General features: G+C 70.0%; 15 protein-coding genes and 1 pseudogene. 7 read left to right on the forward strand and 9 right to left on the reverse strand.

Features of this window, described 5'->3' with window-relative positions; translation table 11 throughout:
- Position 1: 1 nt before the first annotated feature.
- The 6 genes from OHS70_RS04325 to OHS70_RS04350 form a co-directional block, all read right to left on the reverse strand.
- Positions 2–325 carry an acyl carrier protein gene (locus tag OHS70_RS04325; protein ID WP_328393813.1) on the reverse strand — a complete coding sequence of 108 codons (324 nt, stop codon included), beginning with the start codon at positions 323–325 and terminating at the stop codon, positions 2–4.
- Positions 326–353: 28 nt separating this feature from the next.
- Positions 354–2,090 (reverse strand): acyl-CoA dehydrogenase family protein, encoded by a 1,737-nt coding sequence (locus OHS70_RS04330; protein WP_328393815.1) that lies wholly within the window; start codon positions 2,088–2,090, stop codon positions 354–356.
- A complete protein-coding gene (locus OHS70_RS04335; RefSeq protein WP_328393817.1) occupies positions 2,084–3,913 on the reverse strand; it encodes an acyl-CoA dehydrogenase family protein in 1,830 nt (609 codons plus the stop codon). The genes OHS70_RS04330 and OHS70_RS04335 overlap by 7 nt, the downstream gene beginning before the upstream one ends.
- A complete protein-coding gene (locus tag OHS70_RS04340) occupies positions 3,910–5,754 on the reverse strand; it encodes a fatty acyl-AMP ligase (protein WP_328393819.1) in 1,845 nt (614 codons plus the stop codon). The genes OHS70_RS04335 and OHS70_RS04340 overlap by 4 nt, the downstream gene beginning before the upstream one ends.
- Positions 5,755–5,850: 96 nt before the next feature.
- A complete protein-coding gene (locus OHS70_RS04345; protein ID WP_328393821.1) occupies positions 5,851–6,003 on the reverse strand; it encodes a hypothetical protein in 153 nt (50 codons plus the stop codon).
- Positions 6,004–6,103: 100 nt separating this feature from the next.
- Complete coding sequence (locus OHS70_RS04350) at positions 6,104–7,924, reverse strand: glycoside hydrolase family 15 protein (protein ID WP_328393823.1); 1,821 nt, start codon at positions 7,922–7,924, stop codon at positions 6,104–6,106.
- 289 nt (positions 7,925–8,213) lie between these two features.
- Between OHS70_RS04350 and OHS70_RS04355 the strand changes: the two genes are divergently transcribed.
- The 6 genes from OHS70_RS04355 to OHS70_RS04380 all read left to right on the forward strand — a co-directional run bounded on the left by OHS70_RS04355 (position 8,214) and on the right by OHS70_RS04380 (position 13,370).
- Positions 8,214–8,813 (forward strand): transcriptional regulator, encoded by a 600-nt coding sequence (locus OHS70_RS04355; RefSeq protein ID WP_328393825.1) that lies wholly within the window; start codon positions 8,214–8,216, stop codon positions 8,811–8,813.
- A 65-nt stretch (positions 8,814–8,878) separates the two neighbouring features.
- A complete protein-coding gene (locus OHS70_RS04360; RefSeq protein ID WP_328393827.1) occupies positions 8,879–10,069 on the forward strand; it encodes an MAB_1171c family putative transporter in 1,191 nt (396 codons plus the stop codon).
- Positions 10,066–11,520: an FAD-dependent oxidoreductase gene (locus OHS70_RS04365; protein WP_328393829.1), complete on the forward strand. Its 1,455-nt coding sequence runs from the start codon at positions 10,066–10,068 to the stop codon at positions 11,518–11,520. The genes OHS70_RS04360 and OHS70_RS04365 overlap by 4 nt, the downstream gene beginning before the upstream one ends.
- An 18-nt stretch (positions 11,521–11,538) precedes the next feature.
- Positions 11,539–12,759, forward strand: a complete 1,221-nt coding sequence (locus OHS70_RS04370; RefSeq protein ID WP_328393831.1) for an MAB_1171c family putative transporter — start codon at positions 11,539–11,541, stop codon at positions 12,757–12,759.
- Between the two features lie 108 nt (positions 12,760–12,867).
- Positions 12,868–13,113 (forward strand): hypothetical protein, encoded by a 246-nt coding sequence (locus tag OHS70_RS04375; protein WP_328393833.1) that lies wholly within the window; start codon positions 12,868–12,870, stop codon positions 13,111–13,113.
- Entirely contained in the window at positions 13,113–13,370 is a 258-nt protein-coding gene (locus OHS70_RS04380) for a hypothetical protein (protein ID WP_328393835.1), read from the forward strand. The genes OHS70_RS04375 and OHS70_RS04380 overlap by 1 nt, the downstream gene beginning before the upstream one ends.
- A gap of 38 nt (positions 13,371–13,408) precedes the next feature.
- Here the strand turns inward: OHS70_RS04380 and OHS70_RS38990 are convergent.
- Positions 13,409–13,561 (reverse strand): annotated as a pseudogene (locus OHS70_RS38990) (zinc finger domain-containing protein); the annotation flags it as partial.
- A gap of 183 nt (positions 13,562–13,744) precedes the next feature.
- Positions 13,745–15,247, reverse strand: coding sequence for a SulP family inorganic anion transporter (locus tag OHS70_RS04385; RefSeq protein ID WP_328393837.1), 1,503 nt, complete (start codon positions 15,245–15,247; stop codon positions 13,745–13,747).
- A 414-nt stretch (positions 15,248–15,661) separates the two neighbouring features.
- Here OHS70_RS04385 and OHS70_RS04390 point away from each other — a divergent pair, with 414 nt between their 5' ends.
- Entirely contained in the window at positions 15,662–16,072 is a 411-nt protein-coding gene (locus OHS70_RS04390; RefSeq protein WP_328393839.1) for a MerR family transcriptional regulator, read from the forward strand.
- A 310-nt stretch (positions 16,073–16,382) separates the two neighbouring features.
- Here the strand turns inward: OHS70_RS04390 and OHS70_RS04395 are convergent, their stop codons facing one another.
- Complete coding sequence (locus OHS70_RS04395) at positions 16,383–16,634, reverse strand: hypothetical protein (RefSeq protein ID WP_328393840.1); 252 nt, start codon at positions 16,632–16,634, stop codon at positions 16,383–16,385.
- Positions 16,635–16,889 lie beyond the last annotated feature (255 nt).

Genomic DNA, 16,889 nt, shown 5'->3' on the forward strand with positions numbered 1-16,889 from the left:
GTCACACCCCCCGACGCTCGCCGGCCTTGGCGAACTCCTCGGCGAGGTGACGGGCGAGGTCTTCGGCCGTGGGATGGTCCCAGGTGACCGTCGGCTCGAGGAAGAGGCCGAACTCCTCCTCGATGTCACCGTAGAGACTGAGTGCCGCGACCGAGTCCATGCCGTACTCGGCGAAGGGGGTGTTCGGCGCGATCTCCTCGGCAGGGCGCTGCAGGTACTCGCCCAGCCGGTTGATCAGCCAGCCGCGGAAGTCGCCTTCGTCGAACCCGCCCACAGCTTCGGCCGAGCGGGGGCCTGGGGTGTCCGGTCCGGTGGAATGCACCATGTGATGCTCCTTGGCAGCGGGTCTGCGGTCAGCCGGCGATCGGGGTGTCGTACAGGTCGTAGCTGCGGGCTTCGTGGAAGCGGTTCAGTACCTCGTCGAGCAGCCGGTCGTCCCAGCCGTCGGGGAGCTTCGGCAGCGGATGGCCGAGCCGCTTGACCAGCCGGGTCAGCGCGGCGGCGAGCCAGGCGGGCGAGGCGAGGAAGGCGTCGTCCTCGGGCGACTGGTGGCTCCAGACGCCGAGGCAGGCCGCGCCGGCGAGCAGCAGCGTGTAGCGGTCGGCGATCGCGTACGCCTTGGGGCTGGCGAGGACCGTGCGGTCCTTGGGGGGCATGTCGCGGCACTCGGCCTGGAGGCTGCGCAATTCGTCCTCGAGAGCGGCGGCCAGGGCGGTGAGCGCTCCGGTGTACTCGCCGGCCCGGCGCTCTTCGGCGATACGCTCCGCGGCGCCTTCGAGCGAGCCGACGAGTGCGTCGCTGCCCGCCACCAGCACCAGCCGGCCGGTGTCCAGCGGCGGCAGCGGGTCGCGGACCCGGAACAGGCCCGCGGGTGCGGCCGTGCCGGTGAACCAGGAGGTGCGGGCGAGCCGCGGCAGCTGCGGGATGATCGTGGCCTGGCAGGCGGCGGTGCCCGCGTGACCGAGGCTGATCATCGGCAGGTCCCGCACATGCTTCTGGAAGGCTCCGTACGCCCCCTCGCGCACGTAGAAGTTGGCTCCGAGCACGATGGACAGGTCGTAGGCGGTCTCCGTGAGCAGTTTGGGGAGCAGGTACTTCACGGCTGCCGCGTACACGCTGGTGGCCTCGGGCAGCAGATGGACGGCCCGGGTGGCGGCAAGCGCCAGGCAGTCGCTGATCAGCAGGTCGGTGAAGGCGCCAACGATGGTGGCGCGGGCGTGCGGGATCTCCAGCACCGAGCGGTGGTAGAGCTTGCGGTCGAGGGCGAACCCGACGGCAGTGCGCAGCGCGGTGTCGCCGCCGCCGAGGATCATGGAGGGCAGCACGCTGCGGGTGATCTGGAAGGAACGCAGGGCGAGTTCGACGCCGTCGCCGAGTCTGCCGATCAGCGCGTCGCCCGCCAGCGGGCACTCGCTGAACCGCACGCCCGCGTTCTGGCAGCCGCGCACCCCCACGGTTTCGTAACGCGGAAGGTATCCGTAACGGTCCGTGGGCAGCCGGGACTTGTCGACGAGCAGCACGGAGTGGCTGCGGCTGCCCGCGCTCTCCTCGGTGCGGCTGAACAGCACCAGGGCCTCGGCCCGGACGACGTTGTTGATGACGTGCTTCTCGCCCTCCAGCACGAAGCCGTCGTCGGTGGGTACGGCGCGGAACTCGTTGCGTACGAAGTCGTTTCCGTGGGCGAGTTCGTGGTACGCGATGGCCAGTCTGCCGCCGCCCAGCAGCAGTTCGGCGACCTCCCGCTGCTGCTCCCTTGTGCCGCCGGCCCATACGGCGACGGCGGCGAGGAAGCTGGTGGCGCCGTAGCCGAGCCCGAGGCTGGCGTCCCTGCGGAAGACGGCACGCAGGACCCGGCCGAGGGTGTCGATCCGGTCCAGTCGTCCGCCGAGGTGCCGGGGCACGAACTCGGCGTTGAGACCGAAGGCGGCGAGTTCCTCCTCGGCGGCGGCCAGCAGTTCGCCGCGCTCGTCGGCGGCGAGCAGCACGTCGAGGCCGAGCGGGTTGTCCGGGTCGGCCGGGTCGCCGAAGCGCCGCTCCAGTTCGGCGACGCGCTGCTGGACGGTGACTTCTTCCTGGCTCGGGGTCAGCATGGCGGTCCTTCTGCGATACGGCCGGGCAGCAGTGAGAACAGCTCCCCGGCCTCGTACTGGGCGGTCAGCCGGGTGAGCATGGCTTCGTACAGCGTCCGAAGACCGGGGTCGTAGGCGCTGGGCAGTCGTGGCTGTGGTCCGGTGCTGCCGGGCACCGCGTCCTCCAGCCGGTCCACCAGCCGGGCGAGGGTGGCCTCCAGCCACAGGCCGGAGTTCCACAGCCCCGCGGTGGAACCGTCGTGGAGCGTGCGCCGGTTGTGCTGCCATACGCCGAGGCAGCAGGCGGCCGCGAAGCAGATGCTGTAGCCGCGGGCGAGGTCGAAACTCTCCACCGGGGCGCCGCCGGGCACGGGACGCGCCGCTCTCATCCCCGTGTGCAGTTGGTCGGCGGCACGGGCCAGGGCGCGGGCGAGAGCCGCGGCCCGGGCGAGTCCGGGCTCGCGGGAGGCCTGTGCGCTCAGCACTTCGGCGCCGGTGGGCAGGGTGCCGAGCACGGTGCTGCCGCGGCGCGCCAGCAGACTCAGCCGGTGCGGGCGCAGCCGGGGCAGCTCGCGGGTGTGGCAGAAGGTGGCGGCGAGGGTGTCCGCTTCGTGGTCGCGGGCGGGGTGGCAGCGGGCGAGGGTGCGGAACTGGGCGGTGAGCGCATAGAGGTTGACCATGGTGTTGCCGTCGAAGATGCCGACGATCCGGTGGTCGCGCTCGAGTTTCTGGAACCGGCCGTGCTCGTGGTGGTCGGTGAGGATGGAGCGCGCCCCGAGCACCGACCTCAGCCGGCTCAGGATGTCGTCGACGACGGTCGGCACCAGATACTTGGCGACGGCCGAGGTGACGCTGAGCTCGGCGGGCAGGGTGTGGATGGAGCGGGCGGCGACGGTGCCGAGGGCCTCCATGGCCAGCAGGTCGGCGTAGGTCTCGGCGAGTGTGCGGCGTACGGCGGGCAGCTCGATCAGGCGGCGTCCGTACAGCTCGCGTCCGGCGGCGAAGCCGTGGGCGAGGCGCAGTCCGTGGTCGGCGGCACCGAGCGAGAGCGCGGTGCACAGCGACCGGGTGATCTGCAGGGCCTTGAGCACGGTCTCGGGGCCTTCGCCCTCCTTGCCGACTAGGCAGCCGGCACCGACGGGCGCCCGGTCGAAGGCGATGCCGCTGATGTCGGCGCCGCGGATGCCGAGGGTGGGCACCTTGGGCAGCGTGCGGAAGGTGCCCTCGGGCAGGGCGTGCTTGTCGACGAGGAGCAGGCTGAAGCCGCGGGGGCCGCCCTCGGCGGAGGTGCGGGCGAGCAGGCAGACCAGACGGCCGCGGGTGGCGTTGTTGATGAGCCACTTCTCGCCGCTGATGCGATAGCCGTCCGGGACGGGTTCGGCGACGACCTCACCGGCCATCAGGTCGCTGCCGTGGGTGCGTTCGGTCAGGCCGAGGGAGACCGGCTCTCCGGCGCATACCAGCGAGGCCAGGTGGCGCGCTCCGGCGCGGTCCTCGGCGACCCAGACGCACACCGCGCCGAGGAACGTCTTGCCGTGGGCGACCGCGCACGTCAGATCGCGGCGGGCGAGGGTGCGCACGATTTCGAGGAGGTGCGGGAAGCAGGTGAGCGCGCCGCCGTACTCGGCGGGTACGTAGTAGTGCTGGATGCCCAGTTCACCGAGCAGGGCGCAGGCGTCGGCCGGGAACTGTTCTGCGGCGTCCTCGGCGGCGGTGCGGGCGTACGACAGCGGTCCGGTGCCGCTCGGGTCGCCGAGCCGCGCGTCCAGGTGCTCGGCGATGCGCCAGCGCAGTCCGGGTGCCTGGGTGCCTGCCGCTGCGGCCCGTTGGGTGATTGCGGTCATCCGCCCGCCCCGTCGTCGGCGCCGCGGCCGATTCCGGCTCCGGCTCCTGCTCCTGCTCCTGCTCCTGCTCCTGCTCCTGCTCCTGCTCCTGCTCCTGCTCCGGCCGAGACCAGTTCCCGTACCTCGGGGTGCAGAACCTCGTGCAGCGGCTGTATTCGTCCGTCGAGGAACAGCTTGCGCATCGCCGTGCGCTGGAGCTTGCCGCTCGTGGTGCGGCGCACGGTGCCGGGACGGACCAGCAGGACGTTCTCGGCGGCCACCTCGAACTCCTTGGCGACACAGCTCATCACGGCGGCCGAAAGGGACGCCAGTTCGCACTCGAAGCCGGAGCCGGTGCGCACTTCCTGGACGACGACGACATGGTCGCGGTCGGACTCGACCGCGAAGGCGGCACTGGAGCCGAAGAGGGCGCTGACGCGCTGGACGCTGCGCTCGATGTCCTGCGGGTACAGATTGCGGCCCGCGACGATCATGATGTCCTTCATGCGCCCGGTGATGTAGAGCTCGTCGCCGTCCATGGCGCCGAGGTCCCCCGTACGCAGATATCCCTCGTCCCCGTCCTCGGTGACGGCCCTGAAGGCGTGGGCGTTCTCCAGCGGGCGGTTCCAGTAGCCGCGGGTGACGCTGTCGCCGCGCAGCCACACCTCGCCCACCGTGCCGGACGGAAGCTTTCTGCAGGTGCTGGGGTCGACGATGGCCACCTCGCAGTTCTGCGGGCGGCCCGAGCTCACCAGGGTGCGCGCCGGCCGGCCGCCGACGGGGCTGCGCATCAGGTTCCGTTCGAGATCGGCGGTGTCCACCTGCCGGGTACGGGCGCGTACGCCGGGCTCGCCGCCGCTGACCAGCAGCGTGGACTCGGCGAGTCCGTAGCAGGGGTAGAAGGCTTCGCGGCGGAATCCGGCGGGCGCGAACCGCTGGGCGAAGGCGTCCATGGTCTCGGCGCGCACCGGCTCGGCGCCGTTGACCGCGGTCTCCCAGCGGGAGAGGTCGAGCTGTTCGATCTGTTCGTCCTTGATGCGGCGCAGGCACAGGTCGTAGGCGAGGTTGGGGCCGCCGCCGGTGGTGATGCCGTACTGGTCGACCATCTGCAGCCAGCGCAGCGGCCGCTTCACAAAGGTCATCGGCGGCATCAGCACCCCGGAGCTGCCGAGCCACAGGGGGTGCAGCAGATGGCCGACGAGCCCCATGTCGTGGTGGAACGGCAGCCAGCCGCCGACCCGCGAGTCGGAGCCAGTGCGCATCGCCTGCTGGATGGCGCGCTGATTGGCCAGCAGGTTGCGGTGGGTGACCATGACCCCCTTGGGCTCGCTCACCGAGCCCGAGGTGTACTGCAGGAAGGCGACGTCGTCGGGAAGCGGGCCGGGTTCCTGCCAGGCGTCCGGGTCGCCGGCTCCCGCACGGTCGGTCGCAAGGCAGGCGATCTCGGGGTGGCCGATGCCGGCCAGCAGCTGGGAGACCGTCGATGCGGTGGCCGCGTCGGTCAGGATGGAGCTGACCGACGCGTCCTTGACGATGCCCGCCACGCGTTCGATGTTCTGCCGGGAGCCGACGGGGACCGGGGCGGGCACGGCCACCGCGCCGGCGTACAGACACCCCAGGAAACTGCTCATGAACTCCCGTACGTCGCTATGGAGTATGAGCACGCGGTGGCCGTGCGAGCCGTGGGCCTGGAGCCAGGAGGCCAGCCGTCTGGCCCGGTCGCCGAGTTCTCCGTAGCTGAGAACATCGGACCGAAGTTCACCGTGCTCGTCCGCACCGACGCAGAAATAGGCCTCCCTGTCCGCGAGTTGGCAGGTTCTGTCCCATGCGAGCTCGGTGAAGTTCCGGTATGCAGCCATCATGTCCCCCTGCGCCGCGTACTAATGGCCAGAGCTTCGGAAATCCGTCTCAAGACCGCCTTGAAGGCGGGTGGACCTGTGTGGCAAAGGATGAGGAACTCACCTGTCGCCGGCTCTCGGGAACAGGTCGCTGTTGATGATTTCCTCAGTGCGGATGCCCGGGATCCAGACCCAGTACAGCCCGTAGGCGATCAGCGCGCGCCCGGTCGGGCGCAGCACCTTGTCGACGAGGAACTCTCTCAGTGACGCCATGGACTTCTCCTTCGCGCGGAATGTGCGAATGTCTCGCTGCCGCACGAGAATGCGCCGACGCTCTCGACTCTCGCTCCAGCCGCAGCCTCCGGGCCTGCGGTCACGACAGCCGCAATGCGGTGTCGATCAGGGGGACATGGCTGAATGCCTGCGGGAAATTCCCGACGAGCCGGCCACGCCGGGTGTCCCATTCCTCTGCCAGCAGTCCGAGGTCGGTGCGCAGTGTCAGCAGCCGCTCGAACAGCTGCCGTGCCTCGGCCCTGCGGCCGATCAGCGCGAGATCGTGCGCCAGCCAGAACGAGCAGGCCAGAAAGACACCCTCGCCGCCGGGCAGCCCGTCTCCGCCGAGCCTGTCCGACCCGTCGCCGGGCACGGGGTAGCGCCGTACGAAGCCGTCGTCGCACAGCTCGCGCTGGACGGCCTCGATGGTGCCGACCACCCGCGGGTCGCCGGGCGGCAGGAAGCCCATCTGCGGTATGAGGAGCAGCGAGGCATCGAGTTCGCGGGAGCCGTAGTACTGGGTGAAGGTGCCCCGTTCGGGGTCGTAGCCGCGCGCACAGACGTCGCGGTGGATCTCGTCACGCAGCGCGCGCCAGCGCTCGACGGGGCTGTGCAGGGGCAGCCGCTCGAGTCTGCGTACGGTGCGGTCGGCGGCGACCCAGGCCATCACCTTGGAGTGCACGAAGTGGCGGCGCGGGCCGCGCACTTCCCAGATGCCCTCGTCCGGCTCGCTCCAGTTCGACTCGAGGTGGTTCATGAGCTTCATCTGCAGGATGTGGGTGCTGTCGTCGCGGGCGAGGCCCGCACTCTGCCCGAGCCAGAGCGCGTCCACGACCTCGCCGTACACATCGAGCTGGAGCTGGCCGGCGGCGCCGTTGCCGATCCGGACGGGGCCGGATTTCTCGTAGCCGGGGAGCCAGGGGAGTTCTGCCTCGGGCAGTTCCCGCTCGCCCGCGACGCCGTACATGATCTGGAGGTTCTGGGCGTCCCCGGCGACGGCCCGCAGCAGCCATTCCCGCCAGCGTCGCGCCTCCTCGCGGTAGCCGGTGCGCAGCAGGGCGGTCAGCGTCATGGCGGCATCGCGCAGCCAGGCGTAGCGGTAGTCCCAGTTGCGTACACCGCCGATCTCCTCGGGCAGGGAGGTCGTCGGGGCGGCGACGATGCCGCCGGTGGGGGCGTAGGTGAGCGCCTTGAGGGTGATCAGGGAGCGGACGACGGCTTCGCGCCAGGGACCGGTGTAGCTGCACTGGACGATCCAGCCGGCCCAGAACCGCTCGGTGTCGGCGAGCAGCCGGGCGGCGTCGGGCCGCGGCGGCGGCTCCCCGTGCGAGGGCTGCCAGCTGAGGGTGAGCGCGACCCGTTCGCCGGCGCCGACGCTGAAGCTGGAGTGGGTGGTCAGATCGCTGCCGTAGGTGTCCACGTCGGCGTCCAGCCACAGCGCGTCGGGCCCGGCGACGGCGACGAGCCGGTCCCGGCCGCCCGGCCCGTGCTCCCGCTGCACCCAGGGCACGATGCGGCCGTAGCTGAAGCGCATCCGCAGTGCGGAACTCATGCGGACCCGGCCGGAGACGCCCTCCACCATACGTACGAGAACGGGTGCGGCATCCGGTCTACCGCGCCCCGCACCCCTGGGGGGCATGAAATCGGTCAGCCGTACGGTCCCCTCGGGGGTGTCCCACTCCGACTCCAGCACGAGCGAGTCCCCGCGGTACCGTCGCCGGGCGGCGGCGCCGTCACCGGTGGCCGCCTGTGCGGGCGCGAGCCGCCAGAATCCGTGCTCCTCGGTCCCGAGCAGCCCGGCGAAGACCGCGGGTGAGTCGAAGCGGGGCAGACAGAACCAGTCGACCGATCCGTCCCTGGCGACCAGGGCCGCCGTCTGCATGTCCCCGATCAGGGCATAGTCCTCGATGAGCGCAGCCACACGAACTCCCGGAACACCGTCGCAGCCGTCTTCCGGGGGCGGACCCCCGTTTCCCCCGCAAGGCGCGGCGGATTGCGGCACGTTACGCGCGGCACCTCGAGTCTCACCGGGCCCGCCGGGTGCGGCGGCAGGCCGACGCTGCGCCCTGTGACCGGCGGACCTGACCGTCAATCATTCTTGCGGCCCAGGGAAACTTCTCTTTTCACCCCCTGGCTGTCGGGGACTTCGAACAGTTAGGCTCCGATCACGTCATTGTCCTCAACCCCGCCTGACCATAGGAGATTTACCGGTGAGTGAAGCGGTGACCGCCCTCACCGACGTCGTGGAGCGCATCTCCTTGCTCGCCAGGGACGCGGGACTGCGCCAGGGCGACGTACTCGACGTCGCCAGGCTTTCGTACGACACGGGCATTCCCCCGCGCACCGTGGAAGCTCTCCTGAACGGCGACGATGTCGCGGAGGAGGACCTCAAGGCCCGGGTCAGCACGCGTTTCCAGGCGCTGCGCAGGACCCGTTTGAGGGCTGACGAGCGGGCGTACTCCCTCAAACAGATCGCCGAGTCGTTCAACGCCTCCGGGCCGTCGCTGTCGGCTGTCGCCAAGGGCGAGGGACTGCCCGGTGTGGAGCATCTGCTGGGCATCCAGAGGTTCTTCAAGGTGCACGACGGATTTCTGCTCGCCGAGGACACCACGGCCCTCCAGCACGCCCTGCAGCAGGTGCTGAAGGAACTCGAGTGCAGGACGGCCCCCTGGGCAGCGGTGAGCGACAGGCACGGCATCCGCCGTACCGCCTGTCGCGCCGAGCAGCTCTCGTCGCAGAATCAGATGGTCGTGCAGGCATCGCTTGCCGCCATCGTCGACACGCTGCTCAGCCACGAAGGGAAGGCCTGACGATGAACCACCACCGGTCGGCCGCCCTGGCCCGAGCGGCACTCGGACACGGGCAAGGCTGACACGTGCGCAACAGCGACTACTACTTTCCCGCCGTCGCCCTCGGCATCGCCTTCATCGCCAAGCTGCCCGGCCTGTACCGGGGTTGGCGCGATCCGCTGGTGCGTTCGGTGGGCTTCCTGGTCTTCACCGCCGCGGTCTGTTTCCTCTTCGCCGCGCCGCCCACGATCATTGCCGTCAACCGGATCACGGGCATCCCCAACTTCTCGGGACCACTGGTCTACGGCATCATGTGCGCATTCTCCTGCGCGTGCCTCGTGCTCATCGTCAACTGGCGAGGCGGCCCGCCGGAGACGATCCGGCGCAGTTCGCGCCGGTGGATCGCCTTTTACTCCGTGGCGATCATTCTGCTGGCCGTCTTCTTCGCCCTCGCCGACGCTCCCGTCGAGCGGCTGCGCGACCTCGACACCTACTACGCCGGTACCCCGTTCATCCGCGAGATGATCGTCACCTATCTCGCGGTCCACATGGTGGCGGCCGTCGTGACGACCACGCTCTGCCTGCGCTGGGCACGCGAGGTCAGCGACTGGCTGCGGGTGGGCCTGGTCGTGCTCGTGGTGGGCTTCGTCCTCAACCTTCTCTTCGGCTTCGCCAAGATCACCGCGGTCGTCGCCCGCTGGACCGGCAGGGACTGGGACGCCCTCAGTACGGACGTGGCTCCCCCGATCGCCGCGACGGGGGGCCTCATTGTCACCGTCGGCTTCCTTCTTCCCCTGATCGGTCCGCAGATCAGCGGCGTGCTGCGGGCATGGACCACGTACTGGCGGCTGGGCGCCCTGTGGCGGCAGCTGCAGTCCACGCCGGGCGACCACGCCCCGCTGCCGCGGATCCCCTGGTGGTCCGCTCCCGACATGCGTCTGACGGTGCGTGAGACCGCGATCCACGACGAACTGCTCAGACTCCAGTCGTACTTCGACGACCGGGTACGGCTCCGCGCCCACAGCGCAATGCGCGAGCAATCGGCCGAGCATGCGCAGATCGTGTCGCTGGCGGCCATGGTGGCCGCCGCGGTGGACGCCAAATCGGCCGAACCGGAGCGGGACGCCCACGAAGAACCCTCGCCCGGGGCAGACGCTCTCACGGCAGCCCGGGTGGACAGCCCTGATCTGCTCGTGAAGCTGTCACGAGCCCTCCGATCCCCTTTCGTCGCCGCTGCCCGCCGGGAAGCGGCTCCTACAGGAAGCAGTCCGCGATGACGTGTCAGTCCCAGCCTGCCAGAGGCGCCCAGCCCCGCCGAGCCGTGGTCATCGGCGGCGGCATGGCCGGCATGCTTGCTGCGGCGGTTCTCGCGGACTTCGCGGACGAGGTGACCATCGTCGAGCGCGATGCTCTGCCGGAGCTCCCCGAACCGCGTAAGTCCCTCCCCCAGGCACGCCATGTCCACGTGCTCTGGTCCGGTGGCGCCCGCGCGTTCGAGAAGCTCATACCCGGCATCACCGAGCGCTGGCTGGCCGCCGGGGCACGGCGCATACCGCTTCCCACCGGACTGGTGTCGATGACCGCGCAGGGCTGGCTCAGACGCTGGCCGGAAATGCAGTACATGATCGCCTGCACCCGTGACCTGCTGGACTGGGTGGTGCGAAAACACGTCCTCGCGCTGGACGCGGTCACCCTGCTGCAGCGGCACGAGATGCGGGGGTTCGAGGGCACCGCCGGACGGGTGAGCGGGGTGCGGCTGCGCACACCCGACGGTGACGACCTCACGCTCGCGGCCGACTTCGTCGTCGACGCGAGCGGCCGCGGATCGCGCGTCACCGAGTGGCTGCGCCCGCTCGGCGTCGGCGAGATCAAGGAGGCCGAGGTCGACTCCGGTCTGGTGTATGCCAGCCGCCTCTACCGGGCCCCTGCGGGCAGCGAGGACTTCCCCATCGTCAATGTCCAGTCCGACCCCAGCGATCCGGTCCCCGGGCAGACCGCCACGATCGTCCCCGTGGAGGGCGGTCGCTGGCTCGTCACGCTGTCCGGCACTCGGGGTGGCGAGCCGTCCCGTGACCCCGACCGGTTCGAGTCCTTCGCCCGCTCCGTCCGGCACCCGGTCGTCGGCGAACTGATCTCCATGACCGCACCGCTGTCGGAGAAGGTCACCGTCACGCGCAGCACGGTCAACCGCCGGCACTACTTCGAGAGAGCGTCCCGTTGGCCGGAGGGACTCGTGGTGATCGGCGACGCGGTGGCCACATACAACCCCTTGTACGGCCAGGGCATGACGGTGGCTGCCCAGGGTCTGGTCGCCCTGCGTGACATCCTTCGCACGCACGATCTCGGTACGCCGACCCTGGCACGGCGCATCCAGTGCGCCATCGCGCGTCCCGCGGCGGTCGCGTGGGAGCTCGCGACCGCGCAGGACATCCTCTATCCGGGTGCCCAGGGACAGCAGCCGCGCCCGGGGACCGGGCTCGCCAACCGCTATGTCGACCGGGTGGTCCGCGCGGCGACCGGCCGCGCCCAGGTCACTCGCGCCTTCCTCGGCGTCATCACGATGTCCGAGCCGGTGACGTCATGGATGCACCCGGACGTCGTCGTGGGCGCGCTGCGGGGTCCGGGCAGGAAGCCGCTTTCCGGGCCGCCCCTGACGGAGATGGAGCGTGCCGTGGCCGCCGGCCGGCACGGCCAGGCCCCTGAGCCGCAGCACAGTTCCTCGCGCTGACCGCGGGAGGAGCTGTCCATGAACGACGGCCTCATCCTCTATGTCCCCGCCGTGGTCCTGATCGCCGCACTGATGACCAAGCTGCCCTCGCTCCGGCGAACCTGGCACGACCCCATGATGCGGTCGGTGTGCGCGCTCCTCCTTGTGGGGTGCGCCGTGCTGGTCCTGGCAGCACCGCCGACGATCGCCGCGGTCAACGACCTGACCGGCGTCACGAACTTCTCCGCGCCGCTGGTGTACTGCGTCCTGTCGGCCTTCAGCGGATCCTGCATCCTGCTGATCATCAACTGGCGCGGCGGGCCCCCGGAACAGGTGCGGCGCTCGTCCATGGTGTGCATCTGCGCGTACGCGTGCGTGAGCGCCACCATCGTGGTGCTCTTCACGCTGGGCGAGGCTCCGGTCGAGCGTCTGCGTGATCTGGACACCTACTACGCCACCACACCGTTCATCCGCGAGATGATCATGACGTATCTGGTCGCCCACGCGGTCGGCAGTGTGGTCCTCACCTTCCTGTGCCGGCGCTGGCTGCGTGAGGTCGACGGAACCCTGCGCACGGGACTGGGGTTCATCGTTCTCGGCGGCTCGCTGGACGTCGGCTACCTGACGACGAAGTTCATCGCTGTCTTCGCACGGTGGAGCGGCCGCGACTGGGACTACCTGAGCACGTACGTCGCCCCGCCACTGGCGTCCGCGGCCGCCCTCATGGTCGGTATCGGGTTCATCCTGCCTCTCGTCGGACAACGGGCCTCCTCGGCCTGGCGCGCCTTCCTGAAGTACCGGCATCTGCGGCCGCTGTGGCTGGAACTGCAAGGCTCGGCGAAGTCCGCGTCCGCCACGATGAAGATCGCGTGGTGGTCGCCGATCGGCCTGCGCCTGACCCACCGCGAGGCAGCGATCCACGACGGTCTGCTCACCATCGCCCCGTTCCTCAGCGGCGCGGTGCGCGACAGCGTCCGGGCCGCGGCGCTCTCCCAGGGGCATCCCCCCACAACAGCCGATGTGATCGCGGAGGCCGCCATGATCACCTCGGCGTGCCGGACGCACGCGGGAACGGCCTCGGAGGCGCCACCGCCGGACGGCGTTCCCGAGGGCCCCGGACTCGTCTACCCCGAGGGCCCCGCACTCGCCTACACGGTCGACTCGGACCGCCTGGTCCTGCTGTCCCGCACCGTCCAGCGAAGCCATCTCGTCGCCGCCGAGTGGCACTCACCGACGCCAGAGGGCGCCGTCCACGAGTGACACCACGACGGCCGTCACCGGCGTATGCAGCTACACCGCAGCCTGGCGTGCAGCTGCGCCGAAAGGGGGTGGCCCCGAAATTGCGTAGCTACACCCGAAGGAGTGCTGATGACTGAGGTAGCTACACCTCGATACGGTGCGGGCATGTCGCCCAACGTACCCAAGACCCCGCCCCGCCAGATCCGCATCGGAGACGAGTGGTACGAGCTCGACGCTGCCGCCAGGAGCATGGGCACCGAGCGCGCAGCGCTGGTCCGCGAGTTCATCCCCTGGTACCCCCGCCGGCCTGGGGCCAAGCTCCCCGCCCGGCCCGACGTCGAGGCGTGGCAGACCAGCGGGGAGCCGACCACGTGATGGCGCGCGCCAAACTGATCCAGGAGCTGCGCCGCGACGGCGCCGGCAACACCGGGACGGGTGCCGCGCTCCTCGTCGAGGACTACGCCCACCAACTCGCCGTCCAGCTGCGGGAGGCCGGGCACCGCGAGGCCGCGAACCTCATCGACCCCCGCGCCGGGCAGTGCACGTGCGGCGCGCCAGGCGGTGACGACGAAGAGAGCGCACAGGTGCGCCAGTACTGGGAGCACTCGCGGTCCTGCCCGCAGGGAGGATGACCCCCCGACCGCTGATCTGGTGGCGTTCCTGCGTGCCCGCCTCGACGAGGACGAACAGACCTGCGCGGGGTGTGGTACTTCGCGGCGGTCTTCCCGCCCCGGGTGCGGCAGGCGCTCCCGGCGGGCGCGTCACAGTTCGGGCAGTCGTGAAGTTCTCCCGCCAGTGCGGCCTGATCGGGCGTGAGATCCATGGCGGCAGCCTCTGAGAGTCCCTTCGAATAACGTGCGGGTTTTGAGGGGACTTTTGCGAACGGCGACCTGCGGAATCGTGATCGCTCCCCAGGCTCTCGCAAACTCTCACAGATGTTCGTTTGCGAGAACGGCGAGGGACCCCGGCCGGCGGCCGGGGTCCCTCGCGTGTGGTGGTGCTGGGGTCAGTGGCTGGTGAGCTCGCCAGTGAGCTTGCCGTGGAGATCGGCGCTCGGGTCGTTCAGCCCGATGATCTCGACGGTCTTGCCACGCTGGGCGTACTTGGTCTCGATCGCGTCCAGGGCCGCCACCGAGGAGGCGTCCCAGATGTGCGCGGCGGAGAGGTCGATGATGACCTTGTCGGGGTCGGTCGCGTAGTTGAACTGGCCGACGAGGTCGTTGGAGGAGGCGAAGAAGAGCTCGCCGGTCACCGAGTACACGACGGTGGCGTTGTCGGGGTCGGTGACGGCGGTGACGTTGGCGAGGTGGGCGACGCGCTTGGCGAAGATGACCATCGCGGTGACGGAGCCGACGACCACGCCGATCGCGAGGTTGTCGGTGGCGACCACGCAGATCACGGTGACGACCATGACGGCGATCTCGCCCGCCGGCATCCGCTTGAGGGTCTTGGGGGCGATGGAGTGCCGGTCGAACGTCGCGAAGGACACCATCACCATCACGGCGACCAGGGCGGCCATGGGGATGTCGGAGACGACCGGGCCGAAGACGATGCACAGCACCATCAGGAACACGCCCGCGAGGAACGTGGACAGGCGGGTACGGGCGCCGGACACCTTCACGTTGATCATGGTCTGGCCGATCATCGCGCAGCCGCCCATTCCGCCGAAGAATCCGGTGACGATGTTGGCGATGCCCTGGCCGACGGACTCGCGGGTCTTGGAGGAGTGGGTGTCGGTGATGTCGTCGACCAGCTTGGCCGTCATCAGCGATTCCATGAGACCCACCAGTGCCATCGCGAAGGCGTAGGGGGCGACGGTGGTCAGGGTGTCCAGGGTGAACGGCACGTCGGGCAGGCCGGGCACCGGCAGGGAGGACGGCAGGGCGCCCTTGTCGCCCACGGTCGGCACGGCAATCGCGGCCGCGACCGTGATCACGGTCAGGATGACGATGGAGACCAGCGGCGCCGGGATCACCGTCGTGACCTTCGGGAAGAACACCATCAGCGCGAGGCCGCCGACAATCAGCGGGTAGACGGCCCATGGGACGTCATGCATCTCGGGGACCTGAGCCATGAAGATCAGGATGGCGAGGGCGTTGACGAAGCCGACCATCACCGAGCGCGGAACGAACCGCATCAGCTTGGCGACCCCGAGGGCGCCGAGCGCGACCTGGATGACACCGGCCAGGATGACGGCGGCGACCAGGTACCCGAAACCGTGCTCACGGTTCAGGGGTGCGATCACGAGCGCGACGGCGCCGGTGGCGGCGGAGATCATTGCCCGGCGGCCGCCGACGATGGAGATGACCACGGCCATGGTGAACGAGGCGAACAGGCCGACCGCGGGGTCGACACCGGCGATGATCGAGAACGAGATCGCCTCCGGGATCAGGGCCAGGGCGACGACGAGGCCGGCCAGGATCTCGGTACGCCAGACTTTCGGGTTGTTCAGCCAGTCCGGGCGCAGGCCGCGCAGCCGCGCGGAGGGGGAAGCAGCGGAGGAAGACAAGGAAGCAGGTACCTGTCGTGCTCGGGCACACCCCGCTCAGAACAGGCCAGGGGCGTACAGGAAGATGCGGAAGGGCCGGCCGGCACCCCGCGGACGGCACGCAGCAGGGGCGGGCCGGAAGTCAGAGAACGGGACGGAGCCGGAGTTGCGCAGACGCGCGGCACCGGGCGGCTCACATCCAGAGGCGAAGCGTCACGGCGGGCAGGCGGCGGCGATCGGAGTCATGGGCTCGCGCACGCTCTCTCCTGCAAGAATCGGATCTTCGCCGGGGGCACCGTCGCGGCCCGGACACGGCAGTAGCGGAGCACCATGGGCCGCCCTCGCCACCAGCAACTCTACCCTAACGTTAGAGTAGAGATCGGCGGGCCGCACAGGACGCGCCCCGCCACGACGAGAAGGGCCAGGACCGCGGGCGTGGACGACAGGCACATGCAGATCGGCGAGGTCGCCGCGCGGACGGAGCTGTCCCTGCGCACCATCCGGCACTACGAGGAGACCGGCCTGGTCGTCCCCTCGGCACGCTCCCAGGGAGGCTTCCGCCTCTACACCGAGAACGACGTCGCCCGCCTCATGGTCATCCGCCGCATGAAGCCGCTGGGCTTCACCCTCGACCAGATGCGCGACCTGCTGGAGGCCACCGACCGCCTCGATGCCGGCGAGGCACTCGACGCCGCCGAGCGCGATGCCCTCCTGGAGCGCGTACGGACCTATCAGCAGGCCGCAACCGAGCAGGTGGAGAAGCTGCGGGTCCAGCTCTCCCGGGCCGAGGACTTCGCGGCCACCCTGGGCGCCCGCCTGGAGCACAACGTCCCCGCCGTTTCCTGAACCCGCGGCAGCCTGACAAGGCTCCCGGCTCACGAGCCGGCCAGGAGCGGTACCGGCCTCGCACAGGCCGCGGAGGCGTCGCGGCTGTCGAGGACCACCACCCCGCGATCTTCAAGCTTCGGCCGGCCCCCGGCCGGCGCTTCGCCCCGGACAACGATCCGGCTCCCAGGGAGAGACGCCGGGGCTCCCTACTCGTCGTCGTCCTCATCGAGTTCGCGAACGAACAATCCGGGCGGAAACGGCGAAGCCCCCTGCCGACGGGGGGGGTGCGGCAGGGGGCTCCACGGTCCACACTACTCCGCGGCCACGGTCACTTCCCGATGCGGACCTTGTCGTTGTCCAGCAGCGCTGTGTGCGTCGCGGCCGTGACGATCAGCATTACCAGGAGGAAGCCCACGAACGGGCTGTCCTCGTCGGGGCCGACCACGGCCGTACTGATGCCGAGGATGAGCACCTCGACCGCGACGTACACGACGGCAACCCAGGGCTTGATCACACCCTTCACCGCGGCAACGACGAACGGGACCGCCGCGCCGATGCTTACGGTGACAATGGGCACCATGGTCCAGATCACCTTCGCGACGGTCGAGTTGAACATCCGCGGCCGGGCGTTCGGCACCGGGGTCGTGACGTATGGGCTGGGCTGGGGCTGGTACGAATTACTCATGGCTGCCCTCTGAATTCGAGTGTGCGGAGGGGTGATTGTCCGCCCGTCGTAGGGTTGGGCGATGGCGGTGTGACAGTCCGGGTACCCGGTGTTCGAGGATCAATTGCTCCGCTCGGCGCGGGCTTGCGGCGGTGGCAGCCGTCGCGGCTG

The sequence above is a fragment of the Streptomyces sp. NBC_00390 genome (genome assembly GCF_036057275.1).
Classification (GTDB): Bacteria; Actinomycetota; Actinomycetes; order Streptomycetales; family Streptomycetaceae; genus Streptomyces.

Bases quoted from the DNA above. Each gene is read 5' to 3' on its own strand.
- OHS70_RS04370 (WP_328393831.1), top strand. From the start codon at position 11,539: ATGAACGACGGCCTCATCCTCTATGTCCCCGCCGTGGTCCTGATCGCC.
- OHS70_RS04345 (WP_328393821.1), bottom strand. From the start codon at position 6,003: ATGGCGTCACTGAGAGAGTTCCTCGTCGACAAGGTGCTGCGCCCGACC.
- OHS70_RS04395 (WP_328393840.1), bottom strand. From the start codon at position 16,634: ATGGTGCCCATTGTCACCGTAAGCATCGGCGCGGCGGTCCCGTTCGTC.
- OHS70_RS04330 (WP_328393815.1), bottom strand. From the start codon at position 2,090: ATGCTGACCCCGAGCCAGGAAGAAGTCACCGTCCAGCAGCGCGTCGCC.
- OHS70_RS04380 (WP_328393835.1), top strand. From the start codon at position 13,113: ATGGCGCGCGCCAAACTGATCCAGGAGCTGCGCCGCGACGGCGCCGGC.
- OHS70_RS04325 (WP_328393813.1), bottom strand. From the start codon at position 325: ATGGTGCATTCCACCGGACCGGACACCCCAGGCCCCCGCTCGGCCGAA.
- OHS70_RS04365 (WP_328393829.1), top strand. From the start codon at position 10,066: ATGACGTGTCAGTCCCAGCCTGCCAGAGGCGCCCAGCCCCGCCGAGCC.
- OHS70_RS04335 (WP_328393817.1), bottom strand. From the start codon at position 3,913: ATGACCGCAATCACCCAACGGGCCGCAGCGGCAGGCACCCAGGCACCC.
- OHS70_RS04375 (WP_328393833.1), top strand. From the start codon at position 12,868: ATGACTGAGGTAGCTACACCTCGATACGGTGCGGGCATGTCGCCCAAC.
- OHS70_RS04340 (WP_328393819.1), bottom strand. From the start codon at position 5,754: ATGATGGCTGCATACCGGAACTTCACCGAGCTCGCATGGGACAGAACC.